Here is a 14,500-nt window from a genome sequence, read left to right on the forward strand (position 1 = left end):
GAAATGAAGAAGGCGCGGCGACGTTCGATAGCCCCCCGAGTAAGAAACGCATGAGTGCGGCCTCATGAATGAAGTCCTTCGGATTTCCAGGGCCTGATCAGCCACTTGGCCGCCGATGGCCTTATAGCCGTGGGTCTTTGCGGCCCATTGGCCCAGTCTGCCTCGGCCCCTCATCGCTATCGATCAGTCGCTCATCATGACGTCTTCTCCCCAGTACTCCCAAGCTCTCCGTGGTCGTTCACGAACGACCGCTCTCACCCTCGGCCTCCTGGCCGCCAGCTGCGGAGGGGGTTCTTCGGACCCTGTCCCCACGGTCAACGCGCCCGGCGCCGGTGCCGTCTGGAGCGGGCAGAGGACGATCTTCTGGTCCGGATTCGGATCGGATGGAACGGTCGACATCACCATCTCCGATGACGGAGGCGCCACCTTCACCACCCTGGTCGCCGGAACGCCGAACGATGGAAGCCACGCCTTCGATACGGCGATCTACCCGGACGACAGCGACTACCAAGTCCGCGTCAGCGGTCAGAAGGGCAGCGACCGCAGCCCGGTGTTTGCGATCGACAACACCGCTCCGGTGATCTCCCTGACGGCTCCGAACGGCGGTGAACTCGTGGGCGCTGCTGGAACGATCACCTGGACGACCACCGACGCGAACGTGGGGACGGTTCAGATCCTCGCGTCGGCCGATGGCGGCGCGAACTACGGCATCACGGTCGCGAATGCTGCGCCCGATACCGGCACCTACGCCTGGGATGCTTCGAACATCGCCGGCGGCACGACCTATCGCATTCAGGTCACCGCGACCGACCGCGGCGGGAACGTCAGCACGGCGGACGCCTCGGACGCGGACTTCGAGGTGGACTCGACCCCACCGGTGATCTCCCTGATGAGCCCCAACGGCGGCGAAACCGTCACCGGGATCGAGGACATCACCTGGATGACCACGGACGACAACCTCGGCACCGTGGAGATCTACCTGTCCAGCAACGGCGGTACGAGCTACGACGAGACCATCGTGCTCGATGCGGCCGATACCGGCAGCTTCCCCTGGGAGAGCGGTCGCGTCGAGGATGGGGCGAACTATCGCGTGCGCGTGGTCGCCGTCGATGGCGCGGGCAACCGTTCGACGCCTGACTCTTCGGACGCCAACTTCACGACCCGCAACGTTCGACTGCAGGGACCGGCTCATTACCGGGACACGAACGGCAACGGGATCATCGATCAGGGTGACCAGCTCTACCTGCGCTACAGCGAGCAGGTCATCGTGAACATGAACGCGGACGCGGCGGACTTCAAGCTGCCGAAGGCGGGCGACATGCTCGGCGGCGGCGCCACCGTGGAACAGGGCGACGAGAACTTCACGATCCTCATCACCCTCGGCAGCAATCCGGTCCTTCGCACCCGCGGCGTCTATGACCCGGCCCTCGACATGGACCCCGATGCCCCCTCGGGGATCGACATGGAAGGCGTGGTGACGCCGGACTCGATCGAGGCGGTCGACGGAACGGACGTCTCCTCGGTCGGACCCGTGGAGATCACGATTCAGCCCGTGCCGTTCTCGGTCACGGCGATCGAGACCGTGGAAGCGCGCCGCGGCGCGGTGGGCGATCTCGACGGGGACGGAATCCTCGACCTCGTCCTCGCCGTGATCGATGGCGATGCGAGCCAGCGCTGGAGCGGCAACGGCAACCTGACCTGGACCATGGTCCAGACCTTCGATACGGCGGACACCCGCGACGTTGCCCTCGGCGACGTCGACGGCGACGGTGACCTCGATGTCGTGACCGCGGTCGCCGGCCCGAACCAGGTCTGGTTCAACGACGGCTCGGGCAACCTCGTGGACTCCAGCCAGGGCCTCGGCGCTGCCACCAGCCAGTCGGTCGAACTCTTCGACGCAGACGGAGACGGCGACCTCGACGCTCTGTTCGCGAACCTCGACAACATGCCGAACCAGGTCTGGTTCAACGACGGCAACGGCGTCTTCATGAACTCCGGCCAGTCGCTCGGCAACCGCAGCACGCAGGCGGTGGCTTTCGCCGACCTCGACGGTGACGGCGACATCGATTTCTTCGCGGCCAACGACGGCGAGAACTCCGAGGTCTGGCGCAACAACGGCAGCGGCGTCTTCGCAGGCACGGCGATCCCGGTGACTTCCACCAACGGACGCGACGTGAAAGCGGCCGACCTGGACGGTGACGGCGACATCGACATCTTCATGTCGGCACTGGGTCAGAACCAGTTCCTTCGCAACGCAGGTGACGGCACGTTCCCGGACGGCCCCGTGTTCTACGGCAACAACGACAACCGAGGCGTCGACTTCTTCGACATCGACGGCGATGGCGACCTCGACGTCATCACGGCGAAGAACTTCGACAGCGGCCGCTACTGGATCAACGACGGCGACGGCAACTTCACGGAAGACCGCGTCGACCTTCTGCCGGGCCCCGCCAACGACGTCGTGATCGGACGCTTCGACAGCGACAGCGACATCGATCTCTTGATCATCAACGGTCCGGATCAGATGACCAACTCCGGTCAGCACCAGCCCTACGGTGGCTCCGTTTCGGGCGGTCAACCGCTCGCGAACTACGAGGCCACGGCGCTCACGGACGGCCCTTGGCAGAGCGGCAAGCCTGCGAAGGGTGATGTGAACGGCGACGGGACCATGGACCTCCTGGTCCCGGACGTGGCGGGCTCGGTGAACGTGCTGCTCGGCGACGGCGTCGGCGGCTTCACGCTGGGCACCGCCTTCGGCGGCGCCGGAGGGACCGGCGGCGATCTCTTCGACGGCGACGGCGACGGCGACCTGGACTACCTCCAGCGGCTGGGCAGCACCGGCACCGTGGCGGACCGCTACTTCGTGAACGACGGCTCCGGTACCTTCACGGACAGCGGCCTCTCGCTCGGTCTCGAAACCTACGCCCCTGGTGACATGGACGGTGACGGTGACGCGGACCTCGTGGTCATCACCGGGGCCGTGGTGGAATCGTGGGACGGCTTCGACAACGGTACGTTCATGCCGACAGGTCAGACGCTCGACCTGGTCACGGACCACGTGATCGCCGCCTTCGGCGACTTTGATCAGGACGGCGACATCGACTTCTTCTCTTCGGACACGACCTCGGTGCGCGTCGTCGAGAACGACGGTATCGGCGCCTGGTCGCTCGTCGACACGATCACGTTCCCTTCGACGGGCGCGATCGCGATGGGTGACCTCGATCGGGACGGCGACATGGACCTGGTGCTGGGTAGCACGAGCGGTTCCACGAACCTGAGCTGGTCGGAGTTCGACGCGCTGACCGGTTTCGCGACGGTTCAGACTTCGCTCAACAACACGAGCGTGATCAACGATATCGAGCTGGCGGATCGCAACGAGGACGGCCGACTGGACCTCTTCGCGGTCGATGGTGCCACGGGCAACCGATTCCTCAACCTCGGCGGCGGCAACGGAACCTTCAACTCAGGTGGGCCGCAGTCGTTCGTCGGGATGTCGTCGCTGTCGCTGATCGATGTGGACCGCGATGGCGATCCGGACATCTATGGCGCGTTCGGCAACGGTGGCGCTCCGGCGGCCGTGGCGGATCAGCTGATGATTCTGAACTGATCGGCGGCTTCCGCCTTCGGTAACGCCAGCGGGGCTGGCCCAAGTCATTGGGCCAGCCCCGCTGGCGTTGCGCGGCGGCCGATATTGCGCGGCGGCCAATGCTGCGCGGAGTTCGATCAGGCCGGCTTGCGGCCGACGAAGATGTAGTGCCGCCCGCCCTTGCGGTTGGGCCGAGCGTTCGTGATGTGGCGCTCGGGCGCGAAGCCCGCGGCCTGGAGCGACTTCAGGAAGTGCGATTCGTCGTCCGCGGCCCAGACGGAGACGGCGCCACCGGGGATGAGCGCCCGGTGGATGGCCTTCAGTCCAGGGCGGCTGTAGAGCCACTGGTTCTGCCCGCGGATCAGCGGCGTCGGGCCGTTGTCCACGTCGAGGAGAATGGCGGCCAGGACGTTGTCGTAGCGCGGAATGACCTCGCAGATGTCGCCCATGATGAGCTTCGTCCGATCGTCGTCGAGGGGAGCGCCTGCGTGGTGGGCCAGCGGACCGCGGTTCCACTCCACGAGCTCTTCCATCAGCTCCACCTGGAGGGCACGTCCTCCGGGCGGGAGGAAGTCGAGGACGCGGCGCAGCGTGTAGCCGATACCGAGGCCACCGATCATGACCTTGGCCTTGGGCGGCAGGTCTTCGCAGACGACGCGCGCCAGCTCCTGCTCCGAGAAGAACCGCCGGGACGCCATCAGCGCCCGCTTCTCGAAGATCACCTCGTGGTGCCCATCGTGCTCGTAGAGCTCCAGGAGGCGGCCCTCAGGGGTGCGGGCTTCGCCCAATTTGATCCTCGGCTTCACGCTCTGTTCGTCTCCATGGCCACGAGGCTAGCAGACGAGCCCGAAAGGGCAAGGTAAGCCAGGCGAAGTGCCCTGAGCCGACGGATCAGCAGAGTCGACAGTCGTCGCCGTGCCCCTGGTGATCGCATGGGGCGCCGCTTGCTTCAGCGTCGCTGAGTTCCTCGTCCCGCGGGCTCAGATCGTTCGACGAGATGCCGTCACGCGGCTGGCTCGGTAGCGGCGCCTTCGGCTCTTCCTCGACCTTGCCGTCCTTGGAGGTCATCAGGAGCTGCACGAATTCCGGCTCGTCCAGGAGTCTCAGGACGGCGATTCCAGCCTGCGCAGGTTCGGACAGGTCCACGAGCGTGCCGTGGGGGAAGGTCCGAACCAAGGGGCGATCGAGCGACCGTCCGGCGCGGGCGACGCGGCCCAGCCTCCGGTCCGACAGCAGGACGAACCGCCCGGGCGGGTAGAGGCCCATGGCACGCGTGAAGGCGGAGAGCACGGCCGGGTCGTAGGCGCCCGCGTCCGAATACAGGATCTGGAACGCGCGAGCGGGCGAGTAGGGCGCCTTGTACGGGCGACGAGCGGTCAGCGCTTCGAAGACATCGCAGACCTGAATGAGCGAGGTCGCCTGGGTGGTTTCGAACCACGGACGGCGCTCCGGGTACCCCTTTCCGTCGTGGCGCAGGTGATGGCCCCAGGCGGCACCGAGAGCGCAGGCGCTGACCGACGGGCTGTCGAGGAGAATCTCCGTGCCCAGCTGCGGGTGGGTGGCAATCACCCTTCGTTCGTCGTCGTCGAGGCGGCCAGGCTTGTAGAGGATCTCCTCCGGGATACGGCCCTTCCCGACGTCATGGAACATGGCCGCCGCTCCGAGCTCGGTGACGACCTCACGCGAGGCGCCGAGCTGGCTCGCGACATAGGTCGCGAGCAGCGAGACCCGGAGGGAGTGCTGTACGGTGAAGACGTCGAACTCGGGCCGCTCCGCCAGCTGCATCAGGTTGTCGAAGCCGCTCTGTCCCACGGTCACGATGGATTCGCTGACCGAGCGCGCGACGTCCATCTGAACCGCTGCGCCCGCGCTCGCCTGACCCATGGCCACCTCGACGGCGGTGGCCACCTCCCTTCGCGCAGGGGCCGCGGACTCGAGGCAGAGTCCGGCAGATTCGTAGGCTTCGCCCGCCGGCCCCTCGTCGATCCAGTCCCAGGTGACGTTGTCGTTCGGCTCCAACAGGCGGATGCCGCGCAGCGCGTCGAGTCTCGCCTGACGGCTTCCACCGAAAGCGCTGTCTTCGCCCCGGCAAACACCCCTCGCCAGATCGATCAGATCCACGAGGCTGTTCATCTCGATGTCCGAGCTGAACTCGATGCCGCCCGAGCCGGTGAACCGAAGGAAGGCGATCGTCGCGCGCCCCCGGATCGATGCGTCAGCCAGCGGAATGCCCGCGTGCACGAAGAGGCTTGCGCACATGTAGAGCTTCACGGGTGCGCCCTGCTCGTTCTGGAGCGCGAAGTGCGTCAGTTCGAGGAGTCGCTGGGCGTGTCGCAGCGTGGCCGTTTCATGGGTGCCGACTCCGAGCGCGCTCTCGACGGCGCTCGAGAGTTCGACCCACAGGCCTTCGGCCTTGGAAAGACTGATCATCGGAGACCTCCGCTCTTGAGCGCTTGGCTGGCGGCACGACGACAGTCGCGGCTCCAGACCTTTCGGAACCCCTGGCGCTCCGAGACGATTCGTTCCATGAGTGAGCGCGTGGACGCGAGCTGAACGTCGGAGTCCAGCGTGACATCACGGCTCGCGAGCCACTCGATCGAGGCCGGAATCCAGACCTCACCCCGGCGTTCTCCGTGGAGCTGTTCGAGCGCGGACATCAGGACCCAGGCGGCGGAGCGCTGCACCTCGTCCGTCACGCAGGCGTCGAGGTTCTTCATCTGCTCGGCGAGCAGCCAGCCGATCGATTCGTCGTACTGACGCGCGGCGAAGACGCAGTAGCCGACGCCGGGGTCGGTGGGAAGCTCTTGCTTGAAGGCGCTGAGCAAGACGGGGCCCACCACGTGGCGCGCCGAGCCATCCATCAAGCGAAGCAGCAACTCGCACGCGAAGGTCTGGCTGAGGCTGAACATGCCCGGTGCGAGCACGGAACGCTTGATCGACGGCAGCTGGCTGAGCCGTTCGATCGCGAGGTCCATGGCCAGGGAGTCGATCGCGTGCACGCCCGGATCGAGCGGCCGCGTGCGACCTTTCAGGTTCGTGAGGAAGTCATCGATGATGAACGGCCAAAGCGCTTCCCTCGCGTGATCCGACGACGTGGCGGCGATCTCGGCGAGCCAGTCGCAGAGCGAGGCGGTGGCTCTCCTTGCGGTCGTCAGGATCGCGGGCATCCACGCGTCGAACACGTGATGGGGGAGCGACGCGCTCAGGTCCTTGACGGCGTCCCTGGCGAAGCGCTCGACGTCGACCGAGTCGGCGCTCCGCAGGATCACGTCGACCTTCTTGCCATACTTCTGCGTGTCGAACCCGATCGCCTGGTGGGCCTCGTGCAGGATGATCGAGGCTCTTTCCAGAGCGCCCTGGGCTTCGTTCGCGAAGTTGGGCGGGCGGGTGCCGGCTTCCAGGAGCGATACGAGGCAGTGGATCTCGTTGCTGACGACGCCTGCGCCGCCTTCGCGCTCGGCAGCCACGGGGTCGTGGCCCTCCGTGGCACTGGTGAGCGCTTCCTGGCTGACGAGCGTGGAGCGAGTGGCCGCGACGGCTTCGTCGAGGGCCTCGAAATCGAGGTCGCCGTGCCCGGCCAGGTCCAGTGACAGGCGAAGGTTCTGGGTGCCAGCTTCCAGCACATCTTCCAGGGTGACCCGGTTGGCCGACTCGTCGCTCCCTGGAGCGCGATGCTTGCCCGAGGCGAACCTTGGCTGGGGCCCGGTGTTGGCTTGGCGGTTTGGATCAGTCACGGTCGTCGTCGCTCCGGCCTCCTGGCAGTGGAGGGGGGGAACGGATCGGGGGGGGTGGGGACGAGCTTGTTTCCCCCTTGTCGACCTCAGGCAGCTCGGAGCTGTTCGTCGACGCCGATCTCAGACCACGGGTGTTTCTGATTGGGGCATCATGCCCCCGTTTCGTCGGCGTCCGATCCCAGGATGAGGCGTTTGAGGTCCTCGGGGAGCTCTCCGTCCTCCGCCAGCTGGGCTCGGAGGTACCCATCCTCGGGCTCCGCCCGGGATTCGATCACGTGGGCGGCGATCCCCAGGACACCTCCCACCAGCAGCACCACCGCCGAGTAGTTCATGTCCCAGGCGCCGAACGGCTGCAGCGTTCTCTCGGTGCTGCTCAGGAGCGTGAGCCCGAGTGCCGCACCGTAGAAGAGCGCCACGATGGCGCACTGAATCGGAATGGTCGTGAGCAGGCCCAGGGGCAGCCTGGTCCAGCCGCCGGAGCGAATGGCGTGCTTCCAGGCGCCCCACTTTCCGATCACGAACAGCGCAGCGAACGAAAGGCCCAGTGGCGCGATGATCCAGGGCGAGCGGAGCATGAAGCCTGCTGCCATGACGGCGCCGACGATCCAGAGGCCGCAAACGGCCCGGAGGACCATCGACGAGCGGGTGATGTTGGCGATGACCATGTCGTCCTGGACCGCATCGGCGCGGTCTCCTCTTCGGTCATCGGCCTCGATCGAGCGCGCCATGACTGAATTCCTGGCGCGGGATTCTCCAGACGGTCGACCGGGGCTCCGTCAGAGCGACCGGCGATTGTGACGCTCGATGGCGCGCTGGTCGGCGATCCAGAGCTCTTCCACCTGGCGGCGCGCCCAGTCGACCTTGCGCAGGAAGCGCAGGCTCGAAGTCAGCGACGGCTCGTAGGCGAAGCAGTTGATCTGGATCTCCTCGGCGAGGTTCTCGAAGCCTCGGCGCTCGATCAGGTCCTCCAGGATCGCCTTCAGCGTCATCCCGTGGAGTGGGTTCTTCGGTTGCTCTTGGGACACGTCGTTGGCTCCGGGTCGGGGGCGAAAGCGTAGCGAGGGGGCGCCTCTCGCGCTGGGGCCGAGGCTCCATTCTCTCAAGCTGGGTTCGCGAGCCGCAGGCCCTTCGGGATCCACACCCGGTCGAGCACGCTGAAGAGCGCCTGCGCGGCGAGCGCCATGGCGGCCGCCGGGACGGCGCCCTCCAGGATGAGCCCGTGGTCGTCCAGGCGGATCCCCGTCAGGATTGGCTGTCCGTACCCGCCTGCTCCGATCAGCGCGCCGAGGGTCGCGAAACCAATGTTCAGGACGAGGGCAGTCTTGAGGCCCGCCAGGATCGTGCGGGAAGCGAGGGGAAGCTCGATGCTCAGGAGCCGTGAGCTGGCGGGTAGCCCGAGGGCGCGCGCTGACTCCTGGAGATCCGGGGAGAGGCTCCGCAGTCCATCGCAGGTGTTCCGCACGATGGGAAGAAGGCTGTAGAGGAAGAGGGCCGCGATCGCGGCCACGGAGCCGGCGCCGACGCTGGGGAGGCCGAGGGCGGCGACCGGCTGGATCAGGAGGACGAGCAGCGCGAGCGCGGGGATCGTCTGGATCACGCCGACGACTCCGAGGATCACGGCGCCCAGACGCGACGCCTTGGCGGCGAGGACGCCCAGCGGCAGACCGATGAGCACCGCGAGAACGAACGAGAGTCGGACGAGCTGGAGGTGTTCCAGGGTCCTGCGCCAGATTCGCGCTCCGACCGATTTCGTCCCGGCGTCACGGGCGTCGCCCATGTCGATCGAGAGCGTGTCTTCCAGGAAGGACCCCGCCACCTGACTCTCGGGGATCCGCTCGAGTCGCGCCTTTGCGTTCATGGCCCTCATCGAGCGCTCGTCGAGCGTGCCCTCGAGGCGCAGGATCGAAGCCAGGAGCTCCGGGGCGCGGGTCGCGAGATCGAGGCGATACAGCAGGACCGCGTCGTAGCGCGGGAAGTGCGCGCGGTCATCTTCGAGGACGCGTAGCCCGTAGTACTCGATGTCGGCATCGGTCGTGTAAACGTCGACGCCGTCGATCTCGCCGGACGTCAGCTGGCGATAGGCGAGGTCGTGGTCCATGCCGGCGACGTTGGGCTGGGGCAGGCCGTAGGCCTGTCGTAGCGCTGGCCAGCCGTCCGCGCGGTCCATGAACTCCGAGCTGAACCCGAGGGCGAGGTCCGGATGACTGGCGAGGTCGGAGAGGGTCTCGATCCGAAGTTCCCGCGCGCGCTCCTCCAGCATGCCGATCCCGTAGCCGTTGTTGAAGCCGAGCGGCTCGGACAGCCCGATCCCGAGACGCTGGAGCGCCGTGCGCATCGGCTCGAGGTCGGCGGCCGGTGACGGGCTCCGGTCCGAGGGCTGGCTGCCCGCCAGGATCTCCTCCGCGATGGTCCCCGTGTACTCCGCGTACACGTCGATCGAGCCGCTCTTCAGCGCTTCGAACAGGACGCGCGTGCCTCCGAGTTCGCGGGCGTGCAGGACCGGGACGCCTGCGTTCCGGGCCATCAGGGTGACGGCCTCGCCCAGCACCACGGACTCCGTGAACTTCTTGGATCCGACGCGGAATCCGTCGACGCGCTTCGAGAGCGGTACGAGCGTCAGCGCGAGCACGGAGATCGCTGCCAGGGCCGCTCTCGAGCGGAGCCACTTCAAAGGCCGTCCCTCAAGCGGATGCTCCGGAGGCGAACGCCGGGCGTTGAGCGCTGACGAAGCGCGTGACGAAGGGGGCCGCGGGCCGTTCCACGAGGTCCTCGTAGGTGCCGATCTGGAGCATGCGTCCGGCCTGCATCAGGACGATGGAATCCGCGAAGTAGCGCGCCTCCATGAGGTCGTGGGTGACGAGCACGACCGTCTTGCCGAGGGAGCGGAATGCGTGGCGCAGATCCTCTTGGAGTTCCGCGCGGACGATGGGGTCGAGGGCGCCGAGCGGTTCGTCGAGGAGCAGGACGTCCGGGTCGAGCATGAGCGCACGCATGAGCGCGACCCGCTGCTGCTGTCCACCGCTCATCTCCAGGGGATAGCGCTGGAGGAGAGCCTCGTCCAGCCTGGCGGTGTTCGCAAGTTCCACGACCCGCGCCTGGATCCAGTCGGCGTCGCGGCCGAGGTGCCGAGCCAGAAGGGTGACGTTGCCCTCGGCGGTGAGGTGGGGGAAGAGGCCGCCGCCCTGGATCACGTAGCCGAGGCGTTGCCGCAAGGAAGCGCTCGTGAGGGGCGTGACGGGTTCCCCCTGGAAGCAGACCTGGCCCGAGGTGGGCGGCAGAAGGCCGAGCATCATGCGCAGGAGCGTGGACTTGCCGCAGCCGCTCGGCCCGATCAGGACGGTGGTCTCTTGCGCCGCAATCTCCAGGTCGAGGTCTTCGACAGCGGCCGCGTCCCCGAAGGACTTTGCAACTTTCTTCAGGCTGATCACGGAGTGCCGAGGATAGTGGACGGAGCCTGCAACGCGGAGTCGTCGCGACGCTTCGTTGTAACGGTCACGTAGGAACGTAGGGTGAGAGCGTTCGGTAACCGCACACATTGCGCTGTGCGGGTGCGCACGGAAACGTTCGGCGACACCCGTCCATTGACCCGTTCTTCATCGCAGCGGAACGGCGGCTTACCAGCGATTTGCCTTCATTCCCCGCGCGACGTTTCAGCGACGCAATTGTTCTGGCATTCGGTGAAGAGTTTCGACTTTTCGTCCGTAATTCACACTGCCGGTGACACTCCTTGGGTGGAACCTGCGAACGCCTGCCGGACCATCCACCCAGACCTCTTCCTGTCGTCTCGGTCGCCTGCCAGTACCGATCTCGGCCCGCCAAACCCCACGAAGTCCAGGTCTCACGACCTGCCCTCTACCGGCGACACTCCATGTCGCTCGCCTTGCCATGAAGCCTCTTTTTCCCCTGAGGACCGCCGCATCCCTGGTGGCCCTTACCGTCCTCGCCGCTCCGCTCGCAGTCGCGCTCGCCAACCCGGTCGCCAGCCCGTTCGCCAGCCCGTTCGCCAGCCCGTTCGCCAGCCCGTTCGTCTGGGCTCCGCCCGCTCCCTTTTCGTCCGCTGGAGCCGCCCTCCGTACCGGCACCACGGACTCTCCCCTGGTTCTCTGGAAGGGTAAGCTGACCCCCCTGGCTTCCCTGGACGACGATGTGAAGCCCGAGCACCTGGAGGCCGTACGGGTCCAGATCGACCGCTACGCCCCCTGGATCCAGGAAAACGGCTACCAGATCGCTCTCACGGACGACGCACGGGTGCTATTGATCACGTCGAGCGAGAAGCTGGCCAAGGACCGGTTGAAGCTCGTCGGCAAGACGCTCGAGACGTTCGACAAGATCATCCCCGCTCCCGACCGTTCGGGCTCCGAGGAGACCTTCCGGGACGGTGCCTGGGGAGTGCGCGAGCACGTTCCGGACGCCGAGCCCGTGGTGCTCATCGAGCTGGACAGCGGCGAGCACTATCAGTCGCTCCTCGGATCCCTCGCGAAGTCGGAGCCCCGGGCGCAGACCTGGACGAGCATCCACGCTTCCCAGCCGGGTTTCGACGAGGTCAGCGTCATGGCGGCCGCGTGGCAGTCCGCTCCTGCCGGATTCGAAGTCGGTGACGTCTGGCGCTCCGAGAACGAACTCGTGAACCGCCTGAGCCGCATGCTCATGTACCGTTCCTTCGGCCCGCAGCCGGTTTGGCTCAGCCAGGCCTCGGCCTGGGCGGTCGAGCAGGACGTCATGGACGACATCTACTGCTTTCCATATCGCCATGAATTCGTGAGCGTGACGGAACACACGGGTTGGGAATCCAGGCTCAGCAACGAATTCAAGAAGCGCCAGGCAAAGCCGCTCCAGATCGACGAGTTCGCCGACTGGGACCGAGGCGTGTGGGACCTCGACCACGCCGCCTGCTCATGGGGCTTCGTCCAGTTCCTCGTGAAGCACAAACCCGGGTCGCTCTCGGCTCTCGCCGAGGCGAACCGAATCGCCTACAAGGCTGGCTTCACCGTCGAGGACGGCGACGGAAACTGGTCCACCAACCCCGCCTTCGAAGTGCCGCAGGAGACTCAACTCAGCGCACTCCTCGAGATCGCCGGTGAGGACGTCATGGACGAGGCGTCCGAGTACTTCCGAAGCTGGAAGCGCTACAAGCCGGCCAAGAAGAAGTCCGCCAGGCGTAAGCGCTGACCTCGGCCCGCATGCGCTCCGGGAAATGGAGTGGTAGCGGATACAGGATTCGAACCTGCGACCTCCTGGTCCCAAACCAGGCGCGCTACCAAACTGCGCCAATCCGCTCCAATTCCTGTCTCCAGGTGCCGGGAGTATAGATCAAAGGTCGTGCTCTGAGGAGCCGCCCATCCGGCGAATCTCTTCGGACCGACCGGCGAGGAGATCCCCAAGCGCTGCTTCAGGCAGCGCTTTTTCTTGATCTGTCGCGCCGCCGGGCACGATCTAAGGTTTCTTGGCACCTTGGTCCCCTGGTCCTCGCATGGCCATCCGGACGGGGTCGCCGCGCGCTTCTACGAGGGCTTCCCCTGTCCAGCCAGGCACCCGTCTTCCGCGTTCCCTCCGACTTGCCCACGACCATTCCGCCCGCCATGTCCTCCCTCCGCCTTGCTGCCCTGCTTCTGATCGTCTCCCCTGGCCTGCCGCTCTCCCATGCGGTCGCGACCCCTTCATGGATCGCTGCGCCGTCGGAACCCGCGGTCAATGCGGCCCAGGATGGACAGCTCCGCTACGTCGGCGATGGGCTCACCATCCTGGTCACCTCCTTCGACGAGGCGACCCTGAAAGCGGCCGGAACCATCACACTCCCGGGGGATTCGGCCCGGCCCTTCACCCTCCAGCTGACCGTGGAGGCCGACGGCACCCAGACCGGCAAGGGCGAGGTCGAAGGCGAGCGCCTCAAGCGTCGCCTGAAGACCCGCGAAAAAGCGGACGGCAGCATCGAGGTCACCTACCGCGCGAAGCGTTACACGGTGTCGCTCCAGACCGAAGGCGGCGGCGTACCGCCCGTGATCCCCCCGGTCACGCCGACGCCCGGCCCTGGCCAGGCTGGCCAGGCTGGTCACAACGGCGGCCCGCGACCGAGCGGAACGGTTCGCCTTCGCAAGCACACCTTCCACGACCCCGGCGTCAACGGGATCGCTTCCCACACGGTGCTCGTACCAGATGGCTGGAAAGCGGAAGGAGGCCCCTTCTGGTTGAACTCCAACTTCTTCAAGGTCATGCCGAGCCGCGACATCACCGTCAAGTCACCCGAGGGAGTCAGCGTGCGCGTCGAGCCGACCTTCATGGCCAGGGACTATGTGCCCGTGCCAGGTAGCGGGTTCCGGCGGCCCCAGGAAGGGCAAAGCGACGACGGCATCCCGATTCTCTACATGCCGACCGACATCGAGGGATGGAAGCGTCTCCTGCTGGAGAAGTCGATGCCCGAGGCGCACCCGAAGGCGACCAACGTGCGCGTGAAAACCGCCACGGTGATCGAAGATCTGACGCAGCAGCTCCACAAGGGCCAGGCTCAGTTACGGGCCATGGCCGATCAGAACAACGTCATGAACCATCAGATGGGCATGCACGAATTCGTCGATGGCTGGGTCATGGGCTTCGAGCTCACGTTCACGGTCGACGGACAGGAGTTCGAGGAGGCCAGACTCATCGCGGTCAACTGCAGCGGGCTCGACAGCCAGATCACCGGTCGAACGCTGACGTGGGACATGCCCCTTGCCCTGACGTTCACCGCGCCAGCGGGCCGGCTCGAGAAGGAGCTACCGCTGCTCCTGACGGTCATGAACTCGGTCCAGGAGACGAGGCCCTGGATGGAGAACCGCGCGCAGCTCTTCGCCAAGATCATGAAGATCTCGCACCAGGTGGCCATGGACAACCTGCGCGCCGCGGGGGAGCGTTCGAAGATCATGGCCAGCGCCTACGACGAGATCAACGAGGGCTCGATGGCGGGCTACCGCAGCCGCAACGCCAGCACGGACCGGAGCCAGGACCGGATCGTCAACTCCATCCACGAGACCGACTACTACACGGTCCCCGGGTCGAGTACCCACGTTCAGCTACCGAGTGGCTACGACCACGTCTATTCGAACGGCGGGGACGAGTACATCCTGACCAACGATGCGCTCTTCGATCCGGCGGTGGAGCTTCAGAACGGAAACTGGACCGCGATGCAGACGGCCCGCCGCTGAGC

General features: G+C 66.3%; 10 protein-coding genes and 1 tRNA gene. 3 read left to right on the forward strand and 8 right to left on the reverse strand.

Annotated elements, in window-relative coordinates; genetic code table 11:
- The first annotated feature begins 196 nt into the window (after window positions 1-196).
- On the forward strand, window positions 197-3,607 hold the full coding sequence (locus Poly30_RS03120) for an FG-GAP-like repeat-containing protein (protein WP_145194564.1): 3,411 nt from the start codon (window positions 197-199) through the stop codon (window positions 3,605-3,607).
- Between the two features lie 116 nt (window positions 3,608-3,723).
- On the opposite strand, the gene Poly30_RS03125 is transcribed toward Poly30_RS03120, so the two are convergent.
- From Poly30_RS03125 to Poly30_RS03155, 7 genes are all read right to left on the reverse strand, one after another.
- Window positions 3,724-4,392 (reverse strand): spermine/spermidine synthase domain-containing protein, encoded by a 669-nt coding sequence (locus Poly30_RS03125; protein ID WP_145194565.1) that lies wholly within the window; start codon window positions 4,390-4,392, stop codon window positions 3,724-3,726.
- Window positions 4,393-4,477: 85 nt separating this feature from the next.
- Complete coding sequence (locus tag Poly30_RS03130; RefSeq protein ID WP_145194566.1) at window positions 4,478-6,016, reverse strand: HD-GYP domain-containing protein; 1,539 nt, start codon at window positions 6,014-6,016, stop codon at window positions 4,478-4,480.
- The gene (locus Poly30_RS03135; protein ID WP_145194567.1) at window positions 6,013-7,320 is read right to left on the reverse strand and encodes a hypothetical protein; all 1,308 of its coding nucleotides are present in this window, start codon (window positions 7,318-7,320) and stop codon (window positions 6,013-6,015) included. The genes Poly30_RS03130 and Poly30_RS03135 overlap by 4 nt, the downstream gene beginning before the upstream one ends.
- Window positions 7,321-7,469: 149 nt before the next feature.
- On the reverse strand, window positions 7,470-8,048 hold the full coding sequence (locus tag Poly30_RS03140; RefSeq protein ID WP_145194568.1) for a hypothetical protein: 579 nt from the start codon (window positions 8,046-8,048) through the stop codon (window positions 7,470-7,472).
- Window positions 8,049-8,096: 48 nt separating this feature from the next.
- The gene (locus tag Poly30_RS03145; protein WP_145194569.1) at window positions 8,097-8,345 is read right to left on the reverse strand and encodes a VF530 family DNA-binding protein; all 249 of its coding nucleotides are present in this window, start codon (window positions 8,343-8,345) and stop codon (window positions 8,097-8,099) included.
- A 74-nt stretch (window positions 8,346-8,419) separates the two neighbouring features.
- Window positions 8,420-9,991 (reverse strand): ABC transporter permease/substrate-binding protein, encoded by a 1,572-nt coding sequence (locus Poly30_RS03150; protein ID WP_145194570.1) that lies wholly within the window; start codon window positions 9,989-9,991, stop codon window positions 8,420-8,422.
- Between the two features lie 10 nt (window positions 9,992-10,001).
- Window positions 10,002-10,748, reverse strand: a complete 747-nt coding sequence (locus tag Poly30_RS03155; RefSeq protein WP_145194571.1) for an ATP-binding cassette domain-containing protein — start codon at window positions 10,746-10,748, stop codon at window positions 10,002-10,004.
- 457 nt (window positions 10,749-11,205) lie between these two features.
- On the opposite strand from Poly30_RS03155, the gene Poly30_RS03160 reads away from it, so the two are divergent.
- Window positions 11,206-12,489 carry a hypothetical protein gene (locus tag Poly30_RS03160; protein ID WP_145194572.1) on the forward strand — a complete coding sequence of 428 codons (1,284 nt, stop codon included), beginning with the start codon at window positions 11,206-11,208 and terminating at the stop codon, window positions 12,487-12,489.
- A 31-nt stretch (window positions 12,490-12,520) separates the two neighbouring features.
- On the opposite strand, the gene Poly30_RS03165 is transcribed toward Poly30_RS03160, so the two are convergent.
- Window positions 12,521-12,597: transfer RNA gene (locus Poly30_RS03165), tRNA-Pro, on the reverse strand.
- Window positions 12,598-12,899: 302 nt separating this feature from the next.
- Between Poly30_RS03165 and Poly30_RS03170 the strand changes: the two genes are divergently transcribed.
- The gene (locus Poly30_RS03170; RefSeq protein ID WP_145194573.1) at window positions 12,900-14,498 is read left to right on the forward strand and encodes a hypothetical protein; all 1,599 of its coding nucleotides are present in this window, start codon (window positions 12,900-12,902) and stop codon (window positions 14,496-14,498) included.
- Window positions 14,499-14,500: the final 2 nt, after the last annotated feature.

Source organism: Saltatorellus ferox (genome assembly GCA_007751475.1).
In the GTDB taxonomy this organism is placed as follows: Bacteria; Planctomycetota; UBA1135; order UBA1135.

Excerpts from the sequence above, each read along its gene's own strand:
- Poly30_RS03120 (WP_145194564.1), top strand. The coding sequence starts at position 197 with ATGACGTCTTCTCCCCAGTACTCCCAAGCTCTCCGTGGTCGTTCACGA.
- Poly30_RS03130 (WP_145194566.1), bottom strand. The coding sequence starts at position 6,016 with ATGATCAGTCTTTCCAAGGCCGAAGGCCTGTGGGTCGAACTCTCGAGC.
- Poly30_RS03140 (WP_145194568.1), bottom strand. The coding sequence starts at position 8,048 with ATGGCGCGCTCGATCGAGGCCGATGACCGAAGAGGAGACCGCGCCGAT.
- Poly30_RS03160 (WP_145194572.1), top strand. The coding sequence starts at position 11,206 with ATGAAGCCTCTTTTTCCCCTGAGGACCGCCGCATCCCTGGTGGCCCTT.
- Poly30_RS03170 (WP_145194573.1), top strand. The coding sequence starts at position 12,900 with ATGTCCTCCCTCCGCCTTGCTGCCCTGCTTCTGATCGTCTCCCCTGGC.